This is a genomic window from Pseudomonas sp. IT-P100 (assembly GCF_949767185.1).
In the GTDB taxonomy this organism is placed as follows: domain Bacteria; phylum Pseudomonadota; class Gammaproteobacteria; order Pseudomonadales; family Pseudomonadaceae; genus Aquipseudomonas; species Aquipseudomonas fluorescens_B.
Genome location: NZ_CATKQK010000022.1, coordinates 141,577 through 167,210 on the forward strand (window position 1 = coordinate 141,577; position 25,634 = coordinate 167,210).

The window sequence follows — 25,634 nt, forward strand, 5'->3', positions numbered from 1 at the left end:
GAGGGCGGAATCCGCCCCCAGCGTTTTGGCTAATCGGTTATTGGTCGATACTGACGCCCGAGAACACGTTGCGGCCGAATGGACTCACCTTGAATCCTTCGACTTTGGCGCTTAACGGCTGGTTGACCGTCGAGTGGGCGACAGGCGTGATCGGCACTTGCTGCTTGAGCAACTGCTGGGCCTGTTTGTAGAGCACGGTGCGCTGGTCACGATCGGTGACGACCTTGGCCTGCTTGATCAGCTTGTCGTAAGCCGGATCACACCATTGGGAGTAGTTGTTGCCGCCAATGGCGTCGCAGCTGTAAAGCGTGCCGAGCCAGTTGTCCGGGTCCCCGTTGTCACCGGTCCAGCCAATCAGGCTGACGTCGTGCTCGCCATTCTTGGTGCGCTTGATGTACTCGCCCCATTCGTAGCTGACGATCTTCACTTTGAGACCGATTTTCCCCCAGTCAGCCTGGAGCATCTCGGCCATCAACTTGGCGTTCGGGTTGTACGGGCGCTGAACCGGCATCGCCCATAAAGTGATTTCGGTGCCTTCTTTCACGCCGGCAGCCTTGAGCAGTTCCTTGGCTTTTTCCGGGTTGTAGGCGGCGTCCTTGATGGTCTCGTCGTAGGACCATTGGGTCGGCGGCATGGCGTTTTGCGCAAGTTGCCCGGCGCCTTGGTACACCGCGTTGAGAATGCCTTGTTTGTTCACCGCCATGTCCAGGGCCTGACGCACTTCGAGCTGGTCGAACGGCTTGTGGCGCACGTTGTAGGCGATGTAGCCGAGGTTGAAACCGGGCTTCTCGATGAGTTTGAGCTTGGCGTCGTTCTTCAACGCTTCAACGTCGGCAGGGCGCGGGTGCAAGGTGATCTGGCACTCGTTGGCCTTGAGCTTCTGCACGCGCACCGAGGCGTCGGTGTTGATGGCGAAAATCAGGTTGTCGAGCTTGACCCGGCTCGGGTCCCAGTACTGCTTGTTGCCGCTGTAACGGATGTTGGAATCTTTCTGGTAGCTCTTGAACACGAACGGCCCGGTGCCGATCGGCTTCTGGTTGATGTCGCTCGGCTTGCCTTCGGCGAGTAGCTTGTCGGCGTATTCGGCGGACAGGATGGCGGCGAAGCTCATGGCGATGTTCTGGATGAACGCGGCGTCCACGCTGTTGAGCGTCATGACCACGGTCAGCGGCCCGGTCTTCTCGACCTTGGCGATGTTCTTGTTCAGGCTCATCCCGTTGAAGTACGGGAATTCGGTTGGATAAGCCTTACGGAAAGGTTGCTGCGGATCGAGCATGCGATTGAAGGTGAACAGCACGTCGTCGGCGTTGAAGTCACGGGTCGGCGTGAAGTACTTGGTCGTGTGAAATTTCACCCCTTCGCGCAGGTGGAAAGTGTACTTGAGGCCGTCCTCGGAAATATCCCAGCTTGTTGCCAGGCCTGGTACGACGTTGGTGGCGCCTTTTTCGAATTCTGCCAGTCGGTTGTACAACGGCTCGGCGGCATCGTTATCGGTCGCGGTCGTGTACTGCGCGGTGTCGAAGCCAGCCGGGCTGCCTTCGGAGCAGAACACCAGGCTGTTGTTGGCGGCCTGGCTGATGGAAGTGGCGGCCAGCAGGCCGGTGCCCAGCAATGCGGATAAAACCAAGGTATGGCGCATGACGCTCCCTTTTTCTTTCTCTAAGTGTTTTCAATGAGCCGCGGTCCCGTCCGGGACGTGGAGGCATCATTGATCTCAAGCCATGACGTGCAGCAAAAACCGAAAGCCCACGCATAAGCTGGTCAGATCCCGACGGTATGAACCGTGGGTCTGGCAGTAAATGCGAAGAGTCCTAAAGACTCGTAGGAAAGGGCAACGCGTCCGACCCCGCCGCTGTAGTACTCGGCAGAATTGGATGTAGGTGTTTTCCTGCTTTCTCGGTAGATAAAGCAACGGCGACGTCAAAAACGTCGCCGTTGCCAGATCTTATTTGCTGACGCTAACGCCGTAGAAGGAGTTCAAGCCGAATGGGCTGATCTTGAAATCCTGCACTTCGTTGCGCATGGGTTGGAACACCGTCGAGTGAGCGATAGGTGTCATCGGAACAGCGTCTTTGAGGACGTGTTGCGCCTGCTTGTACAGTTCGGTGCGCTTGGCCTGGTCGGTCGTGCGCTTGGCTTCCTTGACGATGCCGTCGAACTTCTTGTCGCACCACTTGGAGAAGTTGTTGCCCTGCAGCGAATCGCAGCCGAACAGCACGTTCAGCCAGTTGTCCGGGTCACCGTTGTCGCCGCTCCAGCCAATCAGCATCGCGCCGTTTTCACCGCCTTTGGAGCGCTTGATGTACTCGCCCCACTCGTAGGTCACGATCTTGGCTTTGATGCCGATCTTGGCCCAGTCGGACTGCAGCATTTCTGCCATCAGCTTGGCGTTCGGGTTGTAAGGACGCTGCACCGGCATCGCCCACAGGTTGATCTCGGTGCCTTCCTTGACGCCGGCTTCCTTGAGCAGCTCCTTGGCTTTCTCAGGGTTGTACGGCGCATCCTTGATGGTGGTGTCGTAAGACCACTGGGTCGGCGGCATGGCGTTGACGGCCAGTTGACCTGCACCCTGGTAAACGGAATCAATGATCTGCTGCTTGTTGACGGCCATGTCCAGCGCTTGACGCACTTTCAGTTGGGCCATCGGGTTCGGCTGATCGCTGCCCTTGATCTTGTCCATCACGTTGTAGGCGATGTAACCCAGGTTGAAACCAGCCTGGTCAGGCACCTTCAGGCTCTTGTCTTCTTTCAGCGCCTTCAGGTCAGCCGGACGCGGGAACAGAGTGATCTGGCACTCGCCCTTCTTCAGCTTCTGGATACGCACCGACGGGTCGGTGGTGATGGCGAAGATCAGGTTGTCGATCTTGACGTCGTCAGGCTTCCAGTAGTCCTTGTTCCCGGTGTAGCGGATGTTGGAGTCTTTCTGGTAGCTCTTGAACACGAACGGGCCAGTGCCGACCGGCTTCTGGTTGATGTCGGCGGCTTTGCCTTCTTTCAACAGTTGAGCGGCGTACTCGGCGGACTGTACCGAAGCGAAACTCATGGCCATGTTCTGGATGAACGCAGCGTCCACTTCTTTGAGGGTGAACTTGACGGTGTGGTCGTCGACTTTATCGATCTTGGTGATGTTGGTGTCCATCCCCATGTCGGTGAAGTACGGGAATTCGGTCGGGTACGCCTTACGGAACGGGTCATCCTTGTTAATCATGCGATTAAAGGTGAACAGCACGTCGTCGGCGTTGAACTCGCGAGTCGGCTTGAAGTACGGGGTGGTGTGGAACTTGACGCCTTCACGCAGGTGGAAGGTGTACGTCAGGCCGTCATCGGAGATGTCCCATTTGGTCGCCAGACCAGGAATAACGGCGGTGCCGCCGCGCTCGAACTGAGTCAGGCGGTTGAACATGGTTTCTGCAGAGGCGTCGAAGTCGGTTCCGGTGGTGTACTGACCAGGATCAAAACCGGCCGGGCTCCCTTCGGAGCAAAACACCAGGTTAGTCGCCGCTTGGGCGAAAGGTGCGGCAGCTAACAAGCTGGCGCCGACTAAAAACGGAATGACCGCGTGTTTAAGCATGTTGGCCTCATGATTTGTTGTCATTTTTGGAATTAGAGGACGACCTCGTGAGCCGTGCCTGCGGATACTTATGCAGGGGCCATACCCAATGCAAGATCCTGAGCGACCACAGGCGTTAAACAGTGGCACGAACGTACCTTAATGTCGCATATGTGTAAATTCGTGCGCATTTGACCGTTTGCGCAGGGTTTTTTCGGTGCAAACCATGCACTGGCAGGGGGCGATCGTGGTGTCTGGCGCACCCGGTTGGAGCGCGGTGTTACTTATTTATACCCCCCCAGTTTGGCTCGTTGCTGTTTGTCAGTGGACACCTTGGTGGTTTGCAGTGATCTTTATCTTGGCGGCCTGGTAGCCGACCAGGTTCTGGCTGATTGAGTACATATCCATTTCTGCGGTAACGGCGGCTGGCGGTTTCGCCCTTACGGCGACTCACTTTTTTTTCAAACGCCAAAAAAAAGTAAGCAAAAAAAGGCTCGCCCCGAGCGTCCGGCCCCTCGCTGAGGCTCGGCGTTCCTTCGCTCCGGTATTCATCCGGGGACACTGCCCTCCGGTCTGCTTCGCGACGACCTACATGCAGCGTGTTCGACTGCGTCGAACGGCGCTGCGCGCCACTCCCCGGATGAACACCTCCACTCAGCCTCCCGAGGGGCGGGTAGATCAAGATCAAGAGCGCAAGGCGAGCTAACGCTCGGCCTCGTGGTTTGGTGGGTGGGGGGCGCTGATCCATTGCGTGGGATGGCGGCCTGACAGCCGACCTGTTCTTGTGGATGTACCGGGATCCTGTGGGAGCTGGCCTGCCAGCCGACCTGTTCCTGCGGATGTACCGGAATCCTGTGGGAGCTGTTTTGCCAGCGATGGCGGCCTGCCAGCCGACCTGTTCTTGCGGAGGTACCGGAATCTTGTGGGAGCTGTTTTGCCAGCGATGGCGGCCTGACAGCCGGCCTGTTCTTGTGGATGTACCGGAATCCTGTGGGAGCTGGCCTGCCAGCGATGGCGGCCTGACAGCCGGCCTGTTCTTGTGGAGGTACCGGAATCCTGTGGGAGCTGGCCTGCCAGCGATGGCGGCCTGACAGCGGACCTGTTCTAGCGGATGTACCGGAATCTTGTGGGAGCTGTTTTGCCAGCGATGGCGGGCTGACAGCCGGCCTGTTTTTGTGGATGTACCGGAATCCTGTGGGAGCTGGCCTGCCAGCGATGGCGGGCTGACAGCCGACCTGTTCTTGTGGATGTACCGGAATCCTGTGGGAGCTGTTTTGCCAGCGATGGCGGCCTGCCAGCCGGCCTGTTTTTGTGGATGTACCGGAATCTTGTGGGAGCTGGCCTGCCAGCGATGGCGGCGGTGCGATCGCCACATATCAGGCAGTTCCACCGCTGCCTTTTGTCAGGCAATAAAAAACGGCGATCACTTCGGTGATCGCCGTTTTTTTTGTACGGGTTATCGAATCAAGGCAGCAACACTTCAACCACCCCGTCCGCCGTCATGCTGACCTGGCTGGTGCCGGCCTCGACTTCGGGGGTCACCGGTGCGGCGTCCATGCTGGCGGCTTTCATCATCATCGGGCCGCGCATGTACGGTTGTGGGTAACCGTTGCTGTTGAGGTTCAGGTTGACGATTTTGTAACCCTTGCCGCCCAGTGCATCGGTGGCCAGTTGCGCGCGGGCTTTGAAGGCCGTTACAGCATCTTTCAGCAGTGCATCTTCGCTGGCCTTGCGGGTTGGCGTGGCGATGGCGAAGTCCATGCCGCCCATTTTCAGGTCGGTCAGCAGTTCGCCGGTCAGCTTCGACAGCGCAGCGAAGTCGGAGCTTTCCAGGCGCAGTTCCGCACGCTCACGCCAGCCGGTGATTTTCTGGCCCTTGGTGTCGTAGATCGGGTAGCTGTTGCGGCTGCCCTGGCGCAGGGTGATGTCCTTGACTTGCTTGGCCTGGGCCAGCGCCTTGTTCATGGTGGTGCTGACGTCCGCGGCGAGTTTGGCCGGGTCGGTGTTTTGTTCTTCGGTGTAGAGGGTCACGATCATCAGGTCGCGGGCGACTTCCTGACTGACTTCGGCGCGCAGGGATATCTGGTTGTAATGCAGCTCGTCGGCAGCCAGGGCCGGGAGGCTGGCGATGGTGCCAACGCTGAGGGCGAGGAGGGCGGCGCTGCGGCGGAAAGTGTGCATGAAAACTCCTTGGGCGATGCGCAGGGGTTGGGTCCGAGCCTGCGTGAAACCATCAGACTCTAGCTTTAATGATCCGGTTCGCACAGTTACAACTTCTATACAGATGGACCGGTGATCCACTGAAGGACTTTTGTGGCGAGGGAGCTTGCTCCCGCTCGGCTGCGCAGCAGTCGCAAATCGGCTGACGCGGTTTGACTGTTGAATCGCGGTGGCAGGTTTTGGAACTGCTGCGCAGTCCAGCGGGAGCAGGCTCCCTCGCCACATGGGAAACTCGTTGGCGCCTGTGGCCGTTTGCCGCACTTTTGCCTGTCAGCCCCCGTGCTTGGTTATACTCCGTGCGATCCGCCTGGAGCGCTCATCAGGAGAGCTCATGCTCGCCCCCGTTCAAATCACTTCCGCGACTCGTCAGAATCTCTGGCGGCTGACGTTCATCCGCACCTTGGTGCTGGCCGCCCAGGCCGGTTCCGTGGGCCTGGCCTACTGGCTCGACTTGCTGCCGCTGCCCTGGTTTCAACTGGCCGCGACCCTCGGTTGTTCGATGTTGCTGTGCGCGTTCACGGCGATCCGCTTGCGCACCTCATGGCCCGTCACCGAACTCGAATACGCCGTGCAACTGGCCTGCGACCTGTTTATCCACAGTGCCTTGCTGTATTTCTCCGGGGGCTCGACCAACCCTTTCGTCTCTTATTACCTGGTGCCGCTGACGATCGCCGCCGTGACGCTGCCATGGCGTTATTCGGTGATCCTGTCGGGCATTGCGCTGACGATGTACACCTTGCTGCTGGCCGGTTTCTATCCGTTGCAAACCTTCCCGATTGCCCGGGAAAACCTGCAGGTCTACGGGATGTGGCTGAGTTTCGCCCTGGCCGCCGCGGTGATCACCTTCTTTGCCGCGCGCATGGCCGAAGAGCTGCGCCGCCAGGAAGAACTGCGCGCCATCCGTCGCGAAGAGGGCCTGCGTGATCAGCAATTGCTGGCCGTCGCGACCGAGGCCGCCGGTGCCGCCCATGAACTGGGCACGCCGCTGGCGACCATGAGCGTGCTGCTCAAGGAAATGCGCCAGGACCATCATGACCCGATGTTGCAGGACGACCTGAGCGTACTGCAGGATCAGGTCAAGCTCTGCAAGGAAACCTTGCAACAGCTTGTTCGGGCGGCGGAGGCCAATCGCCGTTTGGCGGTGGAAATGCAGGACGTCACCGACTGGCTCGACGAAGCGCTGAACCGCTGGCACCTGATGCGCCCGGAAGCCAGCTACCGCTTCCAGCGTCTGGGCCAGGGCACCGTGCCGCGCATGGCGCCGCCGCCTGACCTGACCCAGGCGCTGCTGAATCTGCTCAACAACGCCGCCGACGCTTGCCCCGAAGGGCTGCAAGTGACGCTGGACTGGAATGCCGAGGATTTGACCATCAGCATTCGCGACCACGGCGCCGGTGTGCCGCTGGCCATTGCCGAACAGATCGGCAAACCGTTTTTTACCACCAAGGGCAAAGGTTTCGGCCTGGGCCTGTTTTTGAGCAAGGCCAGCGTGACACGCGCCGGCGGCTCAGTGAAACTCTACAGTCATGAGGAAGGCGGCACGCTCACCGAGCTGCGCCTGCCCCGTGTCGCCCGAGGAGACGAACATGAGTGACGAGATCCAAGTCGAAGGCGAAGAGCTGCCGCATTTGCTGCTGGTAGATGACGACGCCACGTTCACCCGCGTGATGGCGCGAGCCATGGCCCGCCGCGGTTTTCGCGTCAGCACTGCCGGTTCCGCCGAAGAAGGCCTGACCATCGCCCAGGCCGACATCCCGGACTACGCCGCGCTGGACCTGAAAATGGACGGCGATTCGGGCCTGGTGTTGTTGCCCAAACTGCTCGAACTCGACCCGGACATGCGCGTGGTGATCCTCACCGGTTACTCGAGCATTGCCACCGCCGTCGAGGCGATCAAGCGCGGTGCGTGCAACTACCTGTGCAAACCGGCAGATGCCGATGACGTCCTCGCCGCGTTGCTCTCCGAGCACGCCGACCTCGACACCTTGGTGCCGGAAAACCCGATGTCGGTGGATCGCCTGCAGTGGGAACACATCCAGCGTGTGTTGACCGAACACGAAGGCAATATCTCCGCCACTGCCCGCGCCCTGGGCATGCACCGCCGCACGCTGCAGCGCAAACTGCAGAAACGTCCCGTTCGTCGCTGAACCTGCGCTGAACGAATGCCGGCCACGCCTCGCGACAGACCGAACCGATCCTCTATGATCGGTTCGTGCGTGTTCTTTTCTTTATCGAGCCTTTTCCATGAATCAGAACGCTGAATATTCCGCGGTCAACGATGCTGTGCGCGGGCAGTTTTTTCGCAAAGTCTGGGCGATGATCACGCCTTACTGGCGCAGTGAAGAGAAGGGCAAGGCCTGGACGCTGCTGATCGCGGTGATTGCGTTATCTCTGGTCAGCGTGGGCATCTCGGTGTGGTTCAACACCTGGTACAAGGATTTTTACAACGCGCTGCAGCAAAAGGACGAGGCCGCGTTCTGGCGGCTGATTCTATATTTCTGCGGGATTGCCGCGGTGGCGATTATCGGCGCTGTGTACCGGCTCTACCTGACCCAGATGCTGACCATTCGCTGGCGTGCCTGGCTCACTGAAAAGCATTTTGCCCGCTGGCTCGGCAACAAGAACTACTACCAGCTGGAGCAGGGCGGTTACACCGATAACCCGGACCAGCGGATTTCCGAAGACCTCAACAACTTCACCTCGAACACCCTGGAACTGGGCATCGGTCTGCTGCGCAACATTGTGAGCCTGGTGTCGTTCTCGATCATCCTTTGGGGCGTTTCGGGCAGCATTGAGGTGTTCGGTTTCACCATTCCCGGCTATATGTTCTGGTGCGTGCTGGTCTATGCCGTGATCGGCAGCTGGCTGACCCATTTGATCGGCCGTCGCTTGATCGGCCTCAACAACCGACAACAACGCTTCGAAGCCGACCTGCGTTTCTCCATGGTCCGCGTCCGTGAAAATGCCGAAAGCATCGCCTTGTACAACGGCGAGCCCAATGAAAACCGTCGCCTGAGCAACCGCTTCGGGCTGGTCTGGCACAACTTCTGGGACATCATGAAGGTGTCCAAGCGTCTTACGTTCTTCACCGCAGGTTACCAGCAGGCCGCCATCATCTTTCCGTTCATGGTCGCCGCGCCACGTTACTTCGCCGGCAAGATCGAGCTCGGAGAGCTGATGCAGATCAGTTCGGCGTTCGGCAATGTGCAGGAGAGTTTCAGCTGGTTTATCAGTGCGTATCAGAACCTCGCGTCGTGGCGCGCCACCTGCGATCGTTTGCTGAGTTTCCGCCAGGCCATGACCGACAATGAAGAGCGTGCGCCAGCCATCGACGTGCAGAATCAGGGTGATGCGTTGAAGGTGCATGACCTGGGCCTCGACCTTGCTGATGGTCGTCATCTGCTGACCAACGCCGACATGACCGTGGAGGAGGGCGAGCGCGTGATGCTCAGCGGCCGCTCTGGCAGTGGCAAGTCCACACTGTTGCGGGCGATGGGTCATCTGTGGCCTGCGGGCCATGGCAGCATTCGTCTGCCGGCGGCGCGCTATCTGTTCCTGCCGCAAAAGCCTTACCTGCCGATTGGCACGCTGCGCGAGGCGCTGAGTTATCCACAGCCTGGCGAGACCTACCCGCACGAGCGTTACGTTCATGTGTTGGAAACCTGCCGTTTACCACACCTGGTTTCGCGCCTGGATGAAGCGAATCACTGGCAACGCATGCTTTCCCCGGGTGAACAGCAACGCCTGGCCTTTGCCCGCGCGCTGCTTTATGCACCGCAATGGCTGTACATGGACGAAGCGACCTCGGCGATGGACGAAGAGGATGAGGCGTCGCTGTATCAGGCACTGATCGATGAGATTCCGGGGCTGAGCATTGTCAGCGTCGGGCATCGCAGTAGCTTGAAGCGCTTCCATCCGCGGCATGTGCGCATTGAAAATGGCCATCTGGTGGACCAGACCGTGACCGCATGAACACCACAAGACTCTGTGTGGGCTTTTGTGGTGAGGGGATGAATCCCCTCGCCACAATTCGCGCCCACAGGGAGTGGTGGTGATCGTACAACCGCCTTGAGCTATGATGCGGTTTCAGCCGAATTTTTCGAGACAGACGTTCACCATGGAAAACCCGATCGATGCACCACGCCTTCCACGCAAGCGCCGCAGCCTCGCACAGGAATTGGTGACGGTGCTGTCCGAGCAGATTCGAGACGGTCACCTCAAGCGCGGCGACAAGTTGCCCACCGAGTCGGCGATCATGGATGCCCATGGCGTCAGCCGCACGGTGGTGCGCGAAGCGATTTCCCGTTTGCAGGCGGCCGGGCAGGTGGAAACCCGCCACGGCATCGGCACCTTCGTGCTCGATACGCCGAGCCCGAGCGGTTTTCGTATCGACCCGGCCACCGTGGTGACGCTGCGTGATGTGCTGGCGATTCTGGAATTGCGCATCAGCCTCGAAGTGGAATCCGCCGGCCTCGCCGCACAACGCCGCAGCCCTGAACAGTTGGCGTTGATGCGCGCCGCGCTGGACGCCTTGAATGAAAGCGCGGCACACGCCAGCGATGCCGTGGCCTCGGACTTTCAGTTCCACCTGCAAATCGCGCTGTCGACCGGCAACCGCTATTTCACCGACATCATGACCCACCTCGGCACCAGCATCATTCCGCGCACTCGACTCAACTCGGCACGCCTGGCCCATGATGACCAGCAACACTACATGAGCCGTCTGAGCCGTGAGCACGAAGAGATTTACGATGCGATTGCGCGCCAGGATTCCGATGCGGCGCGGGCAGCGATGCGCTTGCATTTGACCAACAGCCGCGAGCGGTTGCGTCATGCGCATGAAGAGGCTGAGGCGCAGCGGGGGTAGTTTCCAGGCCGGGCAGTTCTATTGTTCTCTGGATTGCCATCGCCGGCGTGCCGGCGATGGGGCCATTGGCCTCAGACGGTTTTCAGAATCGAGCGATCCACTCTCACGGTCAACCTGGCAGCCGCAGACTTAACATCGAACGTCACACTTTCGTTTTTATCCACGACTCCTTTCGCAATCGGCTTGCCATCAGCCAACAACTCCAGCGGCGCACCCTTGAGCGATTGGCCCGAGACCAGCTCCAGTTTCAATTTGATCGTCATGATTGATCTCCTTATCAGGCCACGTTGCCAGTCGGCTTGTAGTCCTTGAGCAGCAGGTAAGTGCTCCAGCCCCACCAGTCATCCACCGTGGCGGTATCGTTCAGGTTGTTGACGTCCTTGCGTCGCAGCACCTTGTTACCCTCGACCTTGAATAACGGCGAGAAATTACCCACAGGGTTCAGTACCGCTTGCAGGTCAGGCAGTTTTTTCAATGCCGCGAAACTGCTGGGTGACGGTGCGATACCGCTGAGGTACGCCGCGAATATCTCATCCGCAGACACTTGAACCGCTTGATTGACCTGGAGGCGGTTGGCGCTGTCGATGGCATCGAAGTAGCGTTTGTCGCCATACGCATGCCATTGAGCGCCATCGCCATTACGCACGTTGAGGCCGAACTTGCTGTCTTCGTCGTGCATGAAGCGGGTGATCAACGAGCCCAGATCACTCGGCGTGACCACTGCCGCCAACTGTTTGCGTGGCACGCGCAGATGGCCGGCGGAAAACAGGTCGGTCAGGTAGTGATCGGCGAAAGCGTTCAGCGCATAGGCCAGTTCCAGCGACTGGTCGTCAGCTGTGTTGTGGGCGATCACCGCTTGTTGCAACGCGGCCGTGTGCCCGGCGATGTAGGCCAGCAGTGCCCATTCGGCGAAGTGATCGGCATTGTTGGCGGCCAGTTTCAGGTAGCGCCCCAGTGGGTACAGGGCGGAAACGAAGCTGCCGCCGCCGGTGATTTTGTTCCACTCTTCCGACAACGTATCACCCAAGGCGTCATACGCCTCGTGGGGCTGCTTGCCATCCTTGATCGCCTGTTTGACTGCGGCGATTTCCTTCTGCATGACGCCGAGAATCAGCTTCGCCTCGGCATTGGACGCGGGCAGGACCGCCAGGGAATTGAAAGCCTCGGTAAAACGCTGGACCCGGTCGGCAGCGGTTGCGCCTTCGCTGACCGGTTTATCCGCAATTCCATAGAAATCACCCCCCAGGGCAACGATCTGCCCATAGGTCAGTGCCAAGCCGTTCGGCAAGTGCAACTCGACCTGCGACGCCACTACAGCAGGGGCATCCTTGACGAAACGTAGCAGCGTGTTATCACCGATGGCCGTGTGTTCACCCCCCTCGAACCTCAGCCGTGGCTTGCCTTTCAAGGCGTTGACGGATGCAGAGGTGGACGGTTGATGGGTGTCGGAGCCAGGGGCGTCGAGGTGCAGGAGCAGGTGGTCATTACCCGTAATGGCGATGCCGTTCTCGTTGAACAGATCATCCAGACTTGCGATGACCGGCTTCGGTTGTTCCTGGGTTTGTGTGTGTAGACCTGACATTTCTATCTCCTTGATATGTCGTCGGTATGCTTCAAGTTAACTGTATGTATATACAGTTATTCAGAGCATAGAGGAGAACTTTCCTACGTCAAGAAAATACTTTTCCGACGCATAAATTTTGGATGCGGCGATGAAATGCAGTTGACGGTTGTTTTTTAAGTTGTACGATGACCTACAACTTCGGCGCAGGCTGAACGATTTCCTCACACACAAACGTGCTACCCAGGGTGTTCGAATAATGAATCCACAAGAACTGAAGTCCATCCTCTCTTCCGGTCTGCTGTCTTTCCCGGTTACCGATTTCAATGCTCAGGGCGATTTCCATCGCGCTGGCTACATCAAGCGTCTCGAATGGCTGGCCCCATACGGCGCCTCGGCTCTGTTCGCCGCAGGCGGCACTGGTGAGTTCTTCTCTCTGGCGGCCAGCGAATATTCGGAAATCATCAAGACCGCCGTCGACACCTGCGAAACCAGCGTGCCGATCCTGGCCGGTGTGGGTGGTTCGACCCGCCAGGCGATCGAGTACGCACAGGAAGCCGAGCGTCTGGGCGCCAAAGGCCTGTTGCTGCTGCCGCACTACCTGACCGAAGCCAGCCAGGACGGCGTTGCCGCTCACGTTGAAGCCGTGTGCAAATCGGTGAAGATCGGCGTAGTGGTTTACAACCGCAACGTCTGCCGCCTGACCGCGCCGTTGCTGGAACGTCTGGCCGAGCGTTGCCCGAACCTGATCGGCTACAAAGATGGCCTGGGCGATATCGAGTTGATGGTGTCGATCCGTCGTCGCCTCGGCGATCGCTTCAGCTACCTGGGTGGTTTGCCGACCGCCGAAGTCTACGCAGCGGCCTATAAGGCACTGGGCGTGCCGGTTTACTCCTCGGCGGTGTTCAACTTCATCCCGAAAACCGCGATGGATTTCTACCACGCTATCGCTCGCGAAGATCACGCCACCGTCGGCAAGATCATCGACGACTTCTTCCTGCCGTACCTGGACATCCGTAACCGCAAAGCCGGTTACGCGGTGAGTATCGTCAAGGCCGGGGCAAAAATTGCCGGCTATGACGCAGGTCCTGTGCGTGCGCCGCTGACCGACCTGACCGGCGAAGAGTACGAATTGCTCGCCGCGTTGATCGACAAGCAAGGTGCGCAGTAACACACCCGATTAAACAAGGCCGCTGAGTGATCAGCGGCCTTTTGCGTGAGGAGATTCCCCAGTGGCAGATGCAAAGCGTTTTGATAACTACATCAACGGTGAATGGGTTGCCGGCAGTGATTACTGCGCCAACATCAACCCGTCCGAACTGACCGATACCATCGGCAACTACGCCAAGGCCGATCTGGCCCAGGTCCACGCCGCCATCGACGCCGCCCGCGCTGCGTTTCCGGCCTGGTCGACGTCGGGCATTCAGGCTCGCCACGACTCACTGGACAAGGTCGGTACTGAAATCCTCGCTCGCCGCGAAGAGCTCGGCACTTTGCTCGCCCGTGAAGAAGGTAAAACCCTGCCTGAAGCCATCGGCGAAGTGACCCGCGCCGGTAACATCTTCAAGTTTTTCGCCGGGGAAACACTCCGACTGTCCGGCGACTACTTGCCGTCGGTACGTCCGGGCGTCAACGTCGAAGTGACGCGCGAAGCCTTGGGCGTGGTTGGCCTGATCACCCCGTGGAACTTCCCGATCGCCATCCCGGCGTGGAAAATCGCCCCGGCCCTGGCCTACGGCAACTGCGTGGTACTGAAACCCGCCGACCTGGTCCCGGGTTGCGCCTGGGCGCTGGCTGAAATCATCTCTCGCGCAGGCTTCCCGGCCGGCGTGTTCAACCTGGTGATGGGCAGCGGTCGTGTGGTGGGCGATGCGTTGGTGCAGAGCCCGAAAGTCGACGGCATCAGTTTCACCGGCTCTGTCGGTGTCGGTCGTCAGATCGCCGTCAGCTGCGTGTCGCGCCAGGCCAAGGTTCAGCTGGAAATGGGCGGCAAGAACCCGCAGATCATTCTCGATGACGCCGACCTCAAGCAAGCGGTCGAGCTGTCGGTTCAGAGCGCGTTCTACTCCACCGGCCAGCGTTGCACCGCTTCCAGCCGCTTCATCGTTACCGCCGGCATCCACGACAAATTCGTCGAAGCCATGGCCGAGCGCATGAAGTCGATCAAGGTCGGTCACGCGCTGAAAACCGGCACCGACATCGGTCCGGTGGTTTCCCAGGCTCAGCTTGAACAGGACATGAAGTACATCGACATCGGCCAGTCCGAAGGTGCGCGTCTGGTCAGTGGCGGTGGTCTGGTGACTTGCGATACAGAAGGCTACTACCTCGCGCCAACCCTGTTTGCCGACAGTGAAGCCGCGATGCGCATCAGCCGTGAAGAGATCTTTGGCCCGGTGGCCAACGTGGTTCGCGTTGCGGATTACGAAGCGGCACTGGCCATGGCCAACGACACCGAATTCGGTCTGTCGGCGGGCATCGCCACCACGTCGCTGAAGTACGCCAACCACTTCAAGCGCCACTCCCAGGCCGGGATGGTGATGGTCAACCTGCCGACCGCCGGTGTGGATTACCACGTTCCGTTCGGTGGGCGTAAAGGTTCATCCTATGGCTCCCGCGAGCAGGGTCGCTATGCGCAAGAGTTCTACACCGTCGTGAAAACCTCCTACATCGGTTCCTGATTCACGCAATACCTGTGGGAGCTGGCCTGCCAGCGATGGCAGCACCTCGGTGTGAAGGACATACCAAGGTGCCCGCATCGCTGGCAGGCCAGCTCCCACAAAAAACAATCGTTATGACCCGCATAAAAATAATCAGTGGGAGTACATCTACATGCAATCGACTCAGAAGCCGACTCACGTCCGCTATTTGATCCTGCTCATGCTGTTTCTGGTGACCACGATCAACTACGCCGACCGGGCGACCATCGCTATCGCCGGCTCCAGCCTGCAAAAAGACCTCGGTATCGACGCGGTCACTCTCGGTTATATCTTCTCTGCATTCGGTTGGGCCTACGTGGCCGGGCAAATTCCCGGTGGCTGGCTGCTGGACCGTTTTGGTTCGAAAAAAATCTATGCGCTGAGCATCTTCACCTGGTCGCTGTTCACCGTGCTGCAGGGCTATGTCGGCGAGTTCGGCATGTCCACGGCGGTGGTTGCGCTGTTCATGCTGCGCTTCCTGGTGGGCCTGGCCGAAGCGCCATCCTTCCCCGGCAACGCCCGCATCGTCGCGGCCTGGTTTCCGACGGCTGAACGCGGCACCGCTTCGGCGATCTTCAACTCGGCGCAATACTTCGCCACCGTGTTGTTCGCGCCGCTGATGGGCTGGATCGTCTACAGCTTCGGCTGGCAGCACGTGTTCATCGTGATGGGCGTGATTGGCATCATCTTCTCGGGCATCTGGCTCAAGGTTATCCACAGCCCACGCCAGCACCCGATGATCAACGACGCGGAGTTCCAGCACATCGCCGATAACGGCGGCATGGTCGATATGGACCAGGACAAAGGCAAAGGCAAAAAAGGCGACGGTCCGAAGTGGGACTACATCCGCCAGTTGCTGACCAACCGCATGATGCTTGGCGTGTACCTCGGCCAATACTGCATCAACGGCATCACCTACTTCTTCCTGACCTGGTTCCCGGTATACCTGGTGCAAGAACGCGGCATGACCATCCTCAAGGCCGGTTTCATTGCCTCGTTGCCGGCGATCTGTGGCTTCATCGGTGGTGTGCTCGGCGGGGTGATTTCCGATTACCTGCTGCGCAAGGGCCATTCCCTGACCTTCGCCCGCAAGGCGCCGATCATTGCCGGTTTGCTGGTTTCCAGCAGCATCGTGGCCTGCAACTATGTCGATGTTGAATGGATGGTCGTCGGCTTCATGGCCCTGGCATTCTTCGGCAAAGGCGTGGGTGCGCTGGGCTGGGCGGTGGTGTCCGATACTTCGCCGAAACAAATCGCCGGTCTCAGCGGTGGCTTGTTCAACACCTTCGGTAACATCGCTTCGATCACCACTCCCATCGTGATTGGCTACATCATCAGCTCCACCGGTTCGTTCAAATGGGCGCTGGTGTTTGTCGGTTGCAACGCACTGGTCGCAGTGTTCAGCTACCTGGTGATCGTTGGTCCGATCAAGCGTGTGGTGCTCAAAGAGCCGCCGGTCAACGGCCCTGAAACAAACAACAAATTGTCTCAAGCGCATTCCTGAGGAGCGGCGTCATGCAGTTGATTGAACACTCCGACTCGCCGCGCTACATCCGCCTGCACGAGCGGGACAACGTAGTGATTGTGGTCAATGACCAGGGCGTGCCCGCCGGCACCGAATTTCCCGATGGCCTGGTGACGGTGGACTTCGTGCCGCAGAGCCATAAAGTCACTTTGGAAGACATTCCGGAGGGCGGCCAGGTGATTCGTTACGGCCAGACCATCGGCTATGCGTTGCAGCCGATTCCACGCGGCAGTTGGGTCAAGGAAGATCAACTGCGCATGCCCACCGCACCGCCGCTGGACAGCTTGCCGCTGTCCACCGAAGTGCCGGCCGCGCAGGCACCGCTGGAAGGTTTTACGTTCGAGGGTTATCGCAACGCCGACGGCACCGTCGGCACGCGCAACATTCTGGGGATTACCACCACGGTTCAGTGCGTCACCGGCGTGCTCGATCACGCGGTCAAGCGCATCAAGGATGAATTGCTGCCCAAGTACCCGAACGTCGATGACGTGGTGGCGCTGACCCACAGCTACGGCTGTGGCGTGGCGATCACCGCCACCGACGCGTACATCCCGATTCGCACCGTGCGCAATCTGGCGCGCAACCCGAACCTGGGCGGCGAAGCCTTGGTCATCAGCCTGGGCTGCGAGAAATTGCAGGCCGGGCAGGTGATGCACGAGAACGACAGTTCGGTCGATCTCAGCGAGCCGTGGTTGTACCGCTTGCAGGATTCGAGTCACGGTTTCACCGAGATGATCGAGCAGATCATGGCGCTGGCCGAGACCCGTCTGAAGAAGCTCGATCAGCGTCGCCGGGAAACCGTGCCGGCGTCCGAGCTGATCCTCGGCATGCAGTGCGGCGGCAGCGATGCGTTCTCCGGCATCACCGCCAACCCGGCGCTGGGTTACGCCTCTGACCTGTTGCTGCGCGCTGGTGCGACGGTGATGTTTTCCGAAGTCACCGAAGTGCGCGACGCGATTTACCTGCTGACTTCCCGCGCCGAAACCGAGGAAGTCGCTCAGGAGCTGGTGCGGGAAATGGACTGGTACGACCGTTACCTGGCCAAGGGTGAAGCCGATCGCAGCGCGAACACTACGCCGGGGAACAAGAAGGGCGGGCTGTCGAACATTGTCGAGAAGTCGTTGGGCTCGATCGTCAAATCCGGCAGCAGCGCGATCAACGGGGTGCTGGGCCCTGGCGAACGCTTCAAGCGCAAAGGCCTGATTTTCTGTGCGACCCCGGCCAGTGATTTTGTCTGCGGGACGTTGCAACTGGCGGCAGGAATGAACCTGCACGTGTTCACCACCGGGCGCGGTACGCCGTATGGTCTGGCGATGGCGCCGGTGGTGAAGGTGTCGACCCGGACTGAACTGGCGCAGCGCTGGCCTGACCTGATCGACATCGATGCCGGGCGGATTGCAACCGGGCGGGCTTCGATTGAAGACCTTGGCTGGGAGTTGTTTCACTACTACCTGGACGTGGCCAGCGGGAAGAAGCAGACGTGGGCGGAGCAGCATAAGCTGCATAACGACATCACGTTGTTCAACCCGGCGCCGATCACCTGATACCGCGTTATCGTTCATCGCCAGCAGGCTGGCTCCCACAGTGATCTTCGGTGTTCACACAGTTTGTGCAACAAAGAAGATCTCCTGTGGGAGCGAGCCTGCTCGCGATGGCGATCTACCAGACGCCAACGTCCTCGGTGGCTTATCATTAGCCAACTAACGACACCCTCAAGGTTCTCCTCGGCATGCTGGCAATTTTCCTCGAAACCCTGAACATCACCGCGCCGGTGTTTGCCATGCTGTTTCTGGGGGTGCTGCTCAAGCGCATCGACTGGATCAACGACAATTTCATCCACACCGCGTCGGCCCTGGTGTTCAACGTCACCATGCCGGCGTTGCTGTTCCTGGGCATCCTGCATGCCGACCTGCACGCCGCCCTGCAACCGGCGCTGCTGATCTATTTCTCGATTGCGACGCTGGTGTGTTTCGCCATCGCCTGGGGCTGGGCGATCTGGAAGTGTCCGCGTGAGGACCGGGGGATTTACACCCAGGGTGCGTTTCGCGGCAACAACGGCGTCATTGGCCTCGCGCTGGCGGCGAGCATGTACGGCGATTACGGGATTTCCCTCGGGGCGATTCTCGCGGCGTTGGTGATCCTGTTTTACAACACGCTCTCGACCATTGTGCTGGCGGTCTACAGCCCGGTGATCAAGTCCGATCCGTGGAGCATCTGCAAAAGCGTGATGATCAACCCGTTGATCATCAGTGTTTTTGCGGCAGCGCCGTTTGCGTATTTCAAGATCGGTTTGCCGGGTTGGCTGGAGACGTCCGGCCAGTACCTGGCGCAAACCACGTTGCCATTGGCGTTGATCTGCATCGGCGGCACGCTGTCGCTGGCGGCCATGCGCAAGAGCGGCAATATGGCGCTGAGTTCAAGCCTGGTGAAGATGATCGGCCTGCCGGTGCTGGCGACGCTGGGGGCTTGGTTGTGGGGCTTTCGCGGGGCGGAGTTGGGGATTCTGTTCCTGTACTTCGGCAGCCCGACCGCTGCGGCCAGTTTTGTCATGGCGCGTCAGGCCAACGGTAATCATGAACTCGCGGCAGCGATCATTGTGATCACCACGCTGATGGCGGCGGTGACCACCAACGTCGGGATCTTTTTGTTGCAGTGGGGTGGGTGGATTTAGCCCTGAGATTTTGGGTTGTTCTTTCGGGCCTCATCGTCGGCAAGCCGGTCTCGCTCCCACAGTGATCTTGGGTGTTCACACAATTTGTGCAACAAAGGAGATCCCCTGTGGGAGTGAGCCTGCTCGCGATGACGGTAGATCTTTCACCGCAACCTTCGAATATTCATTCCGGCTTCTGGTAGCTATCAATCACTTCCTGCGCCGCCCGAAACGCATCGATCGCCGCCGGCACGCCGGCATACACCGCGCAATGCAGCAACGCCTCACGGATCTCTTCCACGGTGCAGCCGTTGTTCAGCGCGCCACGCACGTGACCTTTCAACTCTTGCGGGCATTTCAGCGCGGTCAACGCGGCAAGAGTGATCAGGCTGCGGGTTTTCAGCGGCAGGCCTTCGCGATTCCACACACTGCCCCAGGCGTGTTCATTGACGAAATCCTGCAACGGCTGGGTGAACTCGGTGGCATTGCCCAGCGCGCGGTCGACGAAAGCGTCGCCCATCACTTGGCGGCGGACTTCAACGCCGGGCTTTTTATGGTCGGTCATGGCAATTCTCTCTTGTGGTGTTGGCGACGCCAGGCGCGCAGCGACGTGAACAATAGAAACGCCACCAGCGCCGGCAGGACGAAAAACAGCATCAGGTGTTCAAGCCTGCCGGCCAGCGGCATGCCGGTGGTGAACGACACCACGTGCAGACCGTACGCCAGGTACAAGCCCAGAAACAGCAGACCTTCGGCGCGGGTCACCCGGTAGCCGGAATAGAACACCGGCAAGCACAGCACCGCGACGCCGAGCATCACCGGCAAGTCGAAATCCAGCGCGTTGGGCGAGACCGACAGCGGCGACGGCGCAATCAGTGCGGTAACGCCGAGTACGCCCAACAGGTTGAACAGGTTGCTGCCGACCACGTTGCCGACGGCGATGTCGCGCTGACCACGCAACGCCGCGATCAATGAGGTCGCCAGTTCCGGCAACGAAGTGCTGACGGCGACGATGGTCAGGCCGATGATCCTTTCCGACAGCCCCAGATCCGTAGCGACCGACACCGCGGCGCCCAACAGCAAGTGCCCGGCGTACACCAGCATCGCAAGACCGGCGACGATCATCAGCAGGCTGCTCAACCAAGGCACCTGCGGGGCTTCATGCGTTGTCGATTGCGGACGGACCGAGTGCCGCGACTGTCGCAGCAACAAGCCCAGATACAGTGCCAGCGCCGTCAGCAGCAGCACGCCATCGACGCGGGTCAGTTCTTCATTCCACGCCAGAACGAACACCAGCAGGCTGGCCCCGATCATCAACGGAATATCCAGGCGCACCAGTTGCCGCGAGACCCGCAGCGGGATGATCAGCGCCGAGAGCCCGAGGGTGACGAGTATGTTGAAGATACCGCTGCCGATAACACTGCCGACTGCAATGTCGGCGTTCAGCGCGAGGGTGGCTTGCAGGCTGACCGCCATCTGCGGCGCGCTGCTGCCCAGGGCGACGATGGTCAGGCCAATGATCAGCGGTCGCACATGCAGTCGCGCGGCCAGGCGCACCGCGGCGCGCACCATCAGCTCGGCGCCGGCGATCAGCAGAATCAGGCCGCTGAGCAGTTCAATCATGCTGAGCAGGGGGATGTCGGCAAGTCCGAAAATGGTCGGGGCTCCGTCAGTCAGTCGAGGGCTTGCACGCGAACCCGCGCGGTGCCGCTTTTGAGCATGCCCAGTTGCTCGGCGGCTTCATGAGACAAGTCGATCAGGCGCCCGCGAGTGTGTGGCCCGCGGTCATTGATACGCACCACGCAGGACTTGTCGTTTTTCAGATTGGTGACCTTCACCCGCGTACCAAAGGGTAGTTGGCGATGGGCGGCGGTCAGGGAATTCTTGTCGAAACGTTCACCACTGGCGGTGCGTTTGCCCTGGTGTCTGGCGCCGTAGTAGGACGCCACGCCTGTCTGGTCGTAACCGTGTGGATCGACGACGTCGGTGCTGGCGCAACCGGCGAGCAGAGAGAGCAGGGCGCAAAGGCTGAACAGACGCTTCATTCAAGGTTTCCCGAAAACAAATGTGGGAGCCAGATTTGACGGCTGGCTCCATTCTCATCAGCCTTCGAGCTTGCTTTTCAGCAGTTCGTTGACCTGTTGCGGGTTGGCCTTGCCTTTGGAGGCTTTCATGGCCTGGCCGACGAAGAAGCCGAACATCTTGCCGCGTTTGGCTTCGTCTGCCGCGCGGTATTGCTCGACCTGCTCGGCGTTGGCCGCGAGCATTTCGTCCAGCACCGCCGAGATCGCGCCAGTGTCGGTCACCTGCTTGAGGCCGCGCTTGTCGATGATCTCGTCGGCGCTGCCTTCGCCGTTGGCCATCGCTTCAAACACCACTTTGGCGATCTTGCCGGAGATGGTGTTGTCCTTGATGCGCAGCAGCATGCCGCCCAGTTGCTCGGCCGAAACCGGCGACTGATCGATGTCCAGGCCCTGTTTGTTCAACAGGCTGCCCAGTTCAACCATGACCCAGTTGGCCGCCAGTTTGGCGTCGCCGCCGATGCTCGCGACTTTCTCGAAGTAGTCGGCTTGCTCGCGGCTGGTGGCCAGGACGCTGGCGTCGTAGACCGACAGACCGAACTGCTCCTGGAAGCGCTCGCGTTTCTGCGGTGGCAGTTCCGGCAATGTCGCACGCACTTCATTGAGGAACGAGTCCTCGATGACCACCGGCAACAGGTCCGGATCGGGGAAGTAACGGTAGTCGTTGGCTTCCTCTTTGCTGCGCATCGGACGGGTTTCGTCCTTGTTCGGATCGTACAGGCGAGTCTGCTGGATCACCTTGCCGCCGTCTTCGATCAGCTCGATCTGACGCTGTACTTCGGTGTTGATCGCCTTCTCGATGAAGCGGAACGAGTTGACGTTCTTGATCTCGCAGCGGGTGCCGAACTCAACCTGGCCTTTCGGACGGATCGACACGTTGCAGTCGCAACGCAGCGAGCCTTCGGCCATGTTGCCGTCGCAGATGCCCAGGTAACGCACCAGCGCGTGGATCGCCTTGACGTAGGCCACGGCTTCCTTGGCGCTGCGCATGTCGGGTTCGGAGACGATCTCCAGCAGCGGCGTGCCGGCGCGGTTCAGGTCGATGCCGGTGGCGCCGCTGAATTCTTCGTGCAGGCTTTTACCGGCGTCTTCTTCCAGGTGCGCGCGGGTGATGCCGACGCGTTTGACGGTGCCGTCTTCCAGGGCGATGTCCAGGTGGCCCTTGCCGACAATCGGCAATTCCATCTGGCTGATCTGGTAGCCCTTCGGCAGGTCCGGGTAGAAATAGTTTTTACGGGCGAACACGTTGTGCTGGCCGATCTCGGCATCGATCGCCAGACCGAACATCACCGCCATGCGCACCGCTTCCTGGTTCAGCACCGGCAGTACGCCGGGCATGCCGAGGTCAACCAGGCTGGCCTGGGTGTTCGGCTCGGAACCGAAGGTGGTGGAACTACCGGAAAAGATTTTCGACCGGGTGGTGAGCTGGGTATGAATCTCCAGCCCGATCACGACTTCCCATTGCATGTGTTTCTCCTCAGAAGCCGGTTGGGGTGCGGGTGTGCCAGTCAGTGTTCAACTGATACTGGTGGGCAACGTTCAACAGGCGGCCTTCCTGGAAATACGGGGCGAGCAGTTGCACGCCGACCGGCAGACCGTCGACAAAACCTGCAGGCATGGACAGGCCCGGCAGACCGGCGAGGTTGGCGGTGATGGTGTAGACGTCTTCCAGGTACGCAGCGACCGGGTCGCTGTTCTTGGCGCCGAGCTTCCAGGCCGGGTTCGGCGTGGTCGGGCCGAGGATGATGTCGACCTCATTGAAGGCGGCCATGAAGTCGTTCTTGATCAAGCGACGAATCTTCTGTGCCTTCAGGTAGTAGGCGTCGTAGTAACCGGCGGACAGCGCGTAGGCACCGACCATGATCCGGCGCTGTACTTCAGCGCCGAAGCCTTCGCCACGGGAACGCTTGTACAGGTCTTCCAGGTTTTTCGGGTCTTCGCAGCGATGGCCGAAACGCACGCCGTCGAAACGCGACAGGTTGGAAGACGCTTCAGCCGGGGCGATCACGTAGTACGCAGGAATCGCGTGCTGCATGTTCGGCAGGCTGATTTCCTTGATCACGGCGCCGAGCTTCTTCAGCTCTTCGACACTGGCCATGACCAGGTCGGCAATACGCCGGTCCAGGCCGGCGCTGAAGTATTCCTTCGGCACGCCGATGCGCAGGCCTTGCAGCGAACCGTTGAGGCTGGCGCTGTAGTCAGGCACGGGTTCGTCGATGCTGGTGGAATCCTGCGGATCGAAACCGGCCATGCCTTGCAGCAGGATTGCGCAGTCTTCGGCCGTGCGGGCCAGCGGGCCGCCCTGATCGAGGCTGGAGGCGTAGGCGATCATGCCCCAGCGCGAAACGCGACCGTACGTCGGTTTCAGGCCGGTGAGGTTGGTCAGTGCAGCAGGCTGACGGATCGAGCCGCCGGTATCGGTGCCGGTAGCCGCCGGCAACAGGCGCGCCGCGACCGCCGCAGCGGAACCGCCGGACGAACCGCCCGGAACGTATTCCAGGTTCCACGGGTTTTTCACCGGGCCGTAGTAGCTCGACTCGTTGGCCGACCCCATGGCGAATTCGTCCATGTTGGTCTTGCCCAGGGTCACTGCGCCGGCAGCGGCCAGCTTGGCAACGACCGTGGCGTCGTACGGGGCCTTGAAGTTGTCGAGCATCTTCGAACCGCAGCTGGTGCGGATGCCCTGGGTGCAGAACAGGTCTTTATGGGCAATCGGCGCGCCGAGCAGGGCGCCGCTCTCACCATTGGCCCGGCGTACGTCAGCGGCTTTCGCCTGCTGGAGCGCCAGGTCTTCGGTGAGGCTGATGAAACTGTTGAGCTGAGGGTCGAGCTGGGCGATACGCGCCAGCAGGGTTTTGGTCAGCTCTTCGGAAGAAAACTTTTTATCGGCGAGTCCGCGGGCGATCTCGGCCAGAGTCAATTGATGCATTGCAGGCTCTTTCCCTTTAGTCGATGACTTTCGGAACCAGGTACAGGCCGTTTTCGACCGCTGGTGCGATGGACTGATAGGCCTCGCGATGATTGGTCTCGGTCACGACGTCTGCACGCAGGCGCTGGCTGGCTTCCAGTGGGTGGGCCAGTGGCTCGATACCGTCGGTATTGACCGCCTGCATTTCGTCGACCAGCCCCAGAATGCTGTTCAGGGCCGAAGTAATATGTGGAAGATCGGCATCATCGAGGCCAAGGCAGGCCAGATGAGCGATTTTTTCCACGTCGGAGCGTTCAAGCGCCATTGCGATTCTCCAGTGGAAAACAGAACGGACGGCGTCCGTGTGTTAGATTGTCGGAACACTACCGCATTTCTACGGTCATAAGGCCGCGATTGTGGGGGTTGGTGCACAGAAAAGCGGCCAATTTAACATATTGGCGCCTTGCCCAAAATCCCTGTCGTTGTTAGAGTTTGCCGCACTTTTTTACCCACGCGTTGCCTAGGGTCCCTTTCCCATGTTCAAGAAACTGCGTGGCATGTTTTCCAGCGATCTTTCCATTGACCTGGGCACTGCCAACACCCTTATTTACGTGCGCGAGCGCGGCATCGTCCTGAATGAGCCATCGGTTGTGGCTATTCGGACACACGGTAACCAGAAAAGTGTCGTTGCTGTCGGCACCGAGGCCAAGCGCATGCTCGGCCGTACGCCGGGCAACATCGCGGCCATTCGTCCGATGAAGGACGGCGTCATTGCCGATTTCAGCGTCTGCGAAAAGATGCTGCAGTACTTTATCAACAAGGTTCACGAAAACAGCTTCCTGCAGCCTAGCCCTCGTGTGCTGATCTGCGTTCCATGCAAATCCACTCAGGTTGAGCGTCGAGCCATCCGTGAATCGGCCCTTGGTGCCGGCGCACGTGAAGTGTTCCTGATCGAAGAGCCAATGGCGGCTGCGATCGGTGCCGGCCTGCCGGTTGAAGAAGCCCGCGGCTCGATGGTCGTCGATATCGGTGGGGGTACCACCGAAATCGCACTGATCTCCCTGAACGGTGTGGTTTATGCCGAATCCGTACGGGTTGGCGGCGACCGCTTCGACGAAGCGATCATCACCTACGTGCGTCGCAACTACGGCAGCCTGATCGGCGAATCCACCGCCGAGCGCATCAAACAGGAAATCGGTACGGCCTACCCGGGCGGCGAAGTTCGTGAAGTCGACGTTCGTGGCCGTAACCTCGCCGAAGGCGTTCCACGTGCATTCACCCTGAACTCCAATGAAGTGCTGGAAGCTCTGCAAGAGTCGCTGGCCACCATCGTTCAGGCCGTGAAAAGTGCGCTGGAGCAATCGCCGCCGGAGCTGGCTTCCGACATCGCCGAGCGTGGCCTGGTACTGACCGGTGGTGGCGCCTTGCTGCGTGACCTCGACAAGTTGCTGGCCCAGGAAACCGGTCTGCCGGTGATCGTTGCCGAAGACCCGCTGACCTGCGTTGCTCGCGGCGGTGGCCGTGCATTGGAAATGATGGATAAACACACCATGGACCTGCTGTCGAGCGAGTGATC

Annotated in this window: 21 protein-coding genes; 10 read left to right on the forward strand and 11 right to left on the reverse strand. The window is 59.9% G+C overall.

Annotated elements, in window-relative coordinates:
- Positions 1-37: 37 nt before the first annotated feature.
- From ACM6IQ_RS16760 to ACM6IQ_RS16770, 3 genes are all read right to left on the reverse strand, one after another.
- Positions 38-1,639 carry an ABC transporter substrate-binding protein gene (locus tag ACM6IQ_RS16760; RefSeq protein ID WP_017336508.1) on the reverse strand — a complete coding sequence of 534 codons (1,602 nt, stop codon included), beginning with the start codon at positions 1,637-1,639 and terminating at the stop codon, positions 38-40.
- A 306-nt stretch (positions 1,640-1,945) separates the two neighbouring features.
- Entirely contained in the window at positions 1,946-3,571 is a 1,626-nt protein-coding gene (locus ACM6IQ_RS16765; protein ID WP_414879352.1) for an ABC transporter substrate-binding protein, read from the reverse strand.
- A gap of 1,443 nt (positions 3,572-5,014) precedes the next feature.
- On the reverse strand, positions 5,015-5,731 hold the full coding sequence (locus ACM6IQ_RS16770; RefSeq protein WP_017336509.1) for an SIMPL domain-containing protein: 717 nt from the start codon (positions 5,729-5,731) through the stop codon (positions 5,015-5,017).
- Positions 5,732-6,101: 370 nt separating this feature from the next.
- On the opposite strand from ACM6IQ_RS16770, the gene ACM6IQ_RS16775 reads away from it, so the two are divergent.
- From ACM6IQ_RS16775 to ACM6IQ_RS16790, 4 genes are all read left to right on the forward strand, one after another.
- Complete coding sequence (locus ACM6IQ_RS16775; RefSeq protein WP_017336510.1) at positions 6,102-7,364, forward strand: ATP-binding protein; 1,263 nt, start codon at positions 6,102-6,104, stop codon at positions 7,362-7,364.
- Positions 7,357-7,917, forward strand: coding sequence for a response regulator transcription factor (locus ACM6IQ_RS16780; RefSeq protein WP_017336511.1), 561 nt, complete (start codon positions 7,357-7,359; stop codon positions 7,915-7,917). Before ACM6IQ_RS16775 ends, ACM6IQ_RS16780 begins: the two co-directional genes overlap by 8 nt.
- 97 nt (positions 7,918-8,014) lie before the next feature.
- Positions 8,015-9,742: an ABC transporter ATP-binding protein/permease gene (locus ACM6IQ_RS16785; protein WP_017336512.1), complete on the forward strand. Its 1,728-nt coding sequence runs from the start codon at positions 8,015-8,017 to the stop codon at positions 9,740-9,742.
- Between the two features lie 145 nt (positions 9,743-9,887).
- Positions 9,888-10,637 carry a FadR/GntR family transcriptional regulator gene (locus tag ACM6IQ_RS16790; protein ID WP_031318393.1) on the forward strand — a complete coding sequence of 250 codons (750 nt, stop codon included), beginning with the start codon at positions 9,888-9,890 and terminating at the stop codon, positions 10,635-10,637.
- Positions 10,638-10,708: 71 nt separating this feature from the next.
- Here ACM6IQ_RS16790 and ACM6IQ_RS16795 read toward each other — a convergent pair whose 3' ends face one another.
- Together ACM6IQ_RS16795 and ACM6IQ_RS16800 are read right to left on the reverse strand one after the other, a co-directional pair.
- On the reverse strand, positions 10,709-10,900 hold the full coding sequence (locus ACM6IQ_RS16795) for a hypothetical protein (protein ID WP_017336513.1): 192 nt from the start codon (positions 10,898-10,900) through the stop codon (positions 10,709-10,711).
- A gap of 14 nt (positions 10,901-10,914) precedes the next feature.
- A complete protein-coding gene (locus ACM6IQ_RS16800; RefSeq protein WP_414879353.1) occupies positions 10,915-12,219 on the reverse strand; it encodes a phospholipase in 1,305 nt (434 codons plus the stop codon).
- Between the two features lie 238 nt (positions 12,220-12,457).
- Between ACM6IQ_RS16800 and kdgD the strand changes: the two genes are divergently transcribed.
- From kdgD to ACM6IQ_RS16825, 5 genes are all read left to right on the forward strand, one after another.
- Entirely contained in the window at positions 12,458-13,369 is a 912-nt protein-coding gene (kdgD, locus tag ACM6IQ_RS16805) for a 5-dehydro-4-deoxyglucarate dehydratase (protein WP_414879354.1), read from the forward strand.
- Between the two features lie 61 nt (positions 13,370-13,430).
- On the forward strand, positions 13,431-14,876 hold the full coding sequence (locus ACM6IQ_RS16810; protein WP_414879355.1) for an aldehyde dehydrogenase family protein: 1,446 nt from the start codon (positions 13,431-13,433) through the stop codon (positions 14,874-14,876).
- Between the two features lie 151 nt (positions 14,877-15,027).
- On the forward strand, positions 15,028-16,398 hold the full coding sequence (locus ACM6IQ_RS16815; RefSeq protein WP_414879356.1) for an MFS transporter: 1,371 nt from the start codon (positions 15,028-15,030) through the stop codon (positions 16,396-16,398).
- Between the two features lie 11 nt (positions 16,399-16,409).
- The gene (gene garD / locus ACM6IQ_RS16820; RefSeq protein ID WP_018929532.1) at positions 16,410-17,963 is read left to right on the forward strand and encodes a galactarate dehydratase; all 1,554 of its coding nucleotides are present in this window, start codon (positions 16,410-16,412) and stop codon (positions 17,961-17,963) included.
- A gap of 185 nt (positions 17,964-18,148) precedes the next feature.
- Positions 18,149-19,090, forward strand: coding sequence for an AEC family transporter (locus ACM6IQ_RS16825; RefSeq protein ID WP_414879357.1), 942 nt, complete (start codon positions 18,149-18,151; stop codon positions 19,088-19,090).
- 163 nt (positions 19,091-19,253) lie between these two features.
- Here ACM6IQ_RS16825 and ACM6IQ_RS16830 read toward each other — a convergent pair whose 3' ends face one another.
- From ACM6IQ_RS16830 to gatC, 6 genes are read right to left on the reverse strand one after another with little or no spacing between them, the layout of a single operon-like run.
- The gene (locus tag ACM6IQ_RS16830) at positions 19,254-19,634 is read right to left on the reverse strand and encodes a carboxymuconolactone decarboxylase family protein (RefSeq protein ID WP_017336520.1); all 381 of its coding nucleotides are present in this window, start codon (positions 19,632-19,634) and stop codon (positions 19,254-19,256) included.
- Positions 19,631-20,692 carry a calcium/sodium antiporter gene (locus ACM6IQ_RS16835; protein WP_414879358.1) on the reverse strand — a complete coding sequence of 354 codons (1,062 nt, stop codon included), beginning with the start codon at positions 20,690-20,692 and terminating at the stop codon, positions 19,631-19,633. Before ACM6IQ_RS16835 ends, ACM6IQ_RS16830 begins: the two co-directional genes overlap by 4 nt.
- Positions 20,693-20,742: 50 nt before the next feature.
- On the reverse strand, positions 20,743-21,114 hold the full coding sequence (locus ACM6IQ_RS16840; RefSeq protein WP_017336522.1) for a septal ring lytic transglycosylase RlpA family protein: 372 nt from the start codon (positions 21,112-21,114) through the stop codon (positions 20,743-20,745).
- Between the two features lie 57 nt (positions 21,115-21,171).
- Entirely contained in the window at positions 21,172-22,617 is a 1,446-nt protein-coding gene (gene gatB, locus ACM6IQ_RS16845; RefSeq protein ID WP_017336523.1) for an Asp-tRNA(Asn)/Glu-tRNA(Gln) amidotransferase subunit GatB, read from the reverse strand.
- Positions 22,618-22,627: 10 nt separating this feature from the next.
- Positions 22,628-24,079: an Asp-tRNA(Asn)/Glu-tRNA(Gln) amidotransferase subunit GatA gene (gene gatA, locus ACM6IQ_RS16850; RefSeq protein ID WP_414879359.1), complete on the reverse strand. Its 1,452-nt coding sequence runs from the start codon at positions 24,077-24,079 to the stop codon at positions 22,628-22,630.
- A 16-nt stretch (positions 24,080-24,095) separates the two neighbouring features.
- The gene (gene gatC, locus ACM6IQ_RS16855; RefSeq protein WP_007941222.1) at positions 24,096-24,383 is read right to left on the reverse strand and encodes an Asp-tRNA(Asn)/Glu-tRNA(Gln) amidotransferase subunit GatC; all 288 of its coding nucleotides are present in this window, start codon (positions 24,381-24,383) and stop codon (positions 24,096-24,098) included.
- A 211-nt stretch (positions 24,384-24,594) separates the two neighbouring features.
- On the opposite strand from gatC, the gene mreB reads away from it, so the two are divergent.
- The gene (gene mreB, locus ACM6IQ_RS16860) at positions 24,595-25,632 is read left to right on the forward strand and encodes a rod shape-determining protein MreB (RefSeq protein ID WP_002555108.1); all 1,038 of its coding nucleotides are present in this window, start codon (positions 24,595-24,597) and stop codon (positions 25,630-25,632) included.
- Positions 25,633-25,634 lie beyond the last annotated feature (2 nt).

What these genes read in the sequence shown, in the direction of transcription:
- ACM6IQ_RS16760 (WP_017336508.1), bottom strand. Translation starts at nt 1,639, where the DNA reads ATGCGCCATACCTTGGTTTTATCCGCATTGCTGGGCACCGGCCTGCTG.
- ACM6IQ_RS16765 (WP_414879352.1), bottom strand. Translation starts at nt 3,571, where the DNA reads ATGCTTAAACACGCGGTCATTCCGTTTTTAGTCGGCGCCAGCTTGTTA.
- ACM6IQ_RS16770 (WP_017336509.1), bottom strand. Translation starts at nt 5,731, where the DNA reads ATGCACACTTTCCGCCGCAGCGCCGCCCTCCTCGCCCTCAGCGTTGGC.
- ACM6IQ_RS16775 (WP_017336510.1), top strand. Translation starts at nt 6,102, where the DNA reads ATGCTCGCCCCCGTTCAAATCACTTCCGCGACTCGTCAGAATCTCTGG.
- ACM6IQ_RS16780 (WP_017336511.1), top strand. Translation starts at nt 7,357, where the DNA reads ATGAGTGACGAGATCCAAGTCGAAGGCGAAGAGCTGCCGCATTTGCTG.
- ACM6IQ_RS16785 (WP_017336512.1), top strand. Translation starts at nt 8,015, where the DNA reads ATGAATCAGAACGCTGAATATTCCGCGGTCAACGATGCTGTGCGCGGG.
- ACM6IQ_RS16790 (WP_031318393.1), top strand. Translation starts at nt 9,888, where the DNA reads ATGGAAAACCCGATCGATGCACCACGCCTTCCACGCAAGCGCCGCAGC.
- ACM6IQ_RS16795 (WP_017336513.1), bottom strand. Translation starts at nt 10,900, where the DNA reads ATGACGATCAAATTGAAACTGGAGCTGGTCTCGGGCCAATCGCTCAAG.
- ACM6IQ_RS16800 (WP_414879353.1), bottom strand. Translation starts at nt 12,219, where the DNA reads ATGTCAGGTCTACACACACAAACCCAGGAACAACCGAAGCCGGTCATC.
- kdgD (WP_414879354.1), top strand. Translation starts at nt 12,458, where the DNA reads ATGAATCCACAAGAACTGAAGTCCATCCTCTCTTCCGGTCTGCTGTCT.
- ACM6IQ_RS16815 (WP_414879356.1), top strand. Translation starts at nt 15,028, where the DNA reads ATGCAATCGACTCAGAAGCCGACTCACGTCCGCTATTTGATCCTGCTC.
- garD (WP_018929532.1), top strand. Translation starts at nt 16,410, where the DNA reads ATGCAGTTGATTGAACACTCCGACTCGCCGCGCTACATCCGCCTGCAC.
- ACM6IQ_RS16825 (WP_414879357.1), top strand. Translation starts at nt 18,149, where the DNA reads ATGCTGGCAATTTTCCTCGAAACCCTGAACATCACCGCGCCGGTGTTT.
- ACM6IQ_RS16830 (WP_017336520.1), bottom strand. Translation starts at nt 19,634, where the DNA reads ATGACCGACCATAAAAAGCCCGGCGTTGAAGTCCGCCGCCAAGTGATG.
- ACM6IQ_RS16835 (WP_414879358.1), bottom strand. Translation starts at nt 20,692, where the DNA reads ATGATTGAACTGCTCAGCGGCCTGATTCTGCTGATCGCCGGCGCCGAG.
- ACM6IQ_RS16840 (WP_017336522.1), bottom strand. Translation starts at nt 21,114, where the DNA reads ATGAAGCGTCTGTTCAGCCTTTGCGCCCTGCTCTCTCTGCTCGCCGGT.
- gatB (WP_017336523.1), bottom strand. Translation starts at nt 22,617, where the DNA reads ATGCAATGGGAAGTCGTGATCGGGCTGGAGATTCATACCCAGCTCACC.
- gatA (WP_414879359.1), bottom strand. Translation starts at nt 24,079, where the DNA reads ATGCATCAATTGACTCTGGCCGAGATCGCCCGCGGACTCGCCGATAAA.
- gatC (WP_007941222.1), bottom strand. Translation starts at nt 24,383, where the DNA reads ATGGCGCTTGAACGCTCCGACGTGGAAAAAATCGCTCATCTGGCCTGC.
- mreB (WP_002555108.1), top strand. Translation starts at nt 24,595, where the DNA reads ATGTTCAAGAAACTGCGTGGCATGTTTTCCAGCGATCTTTCCATTGAC.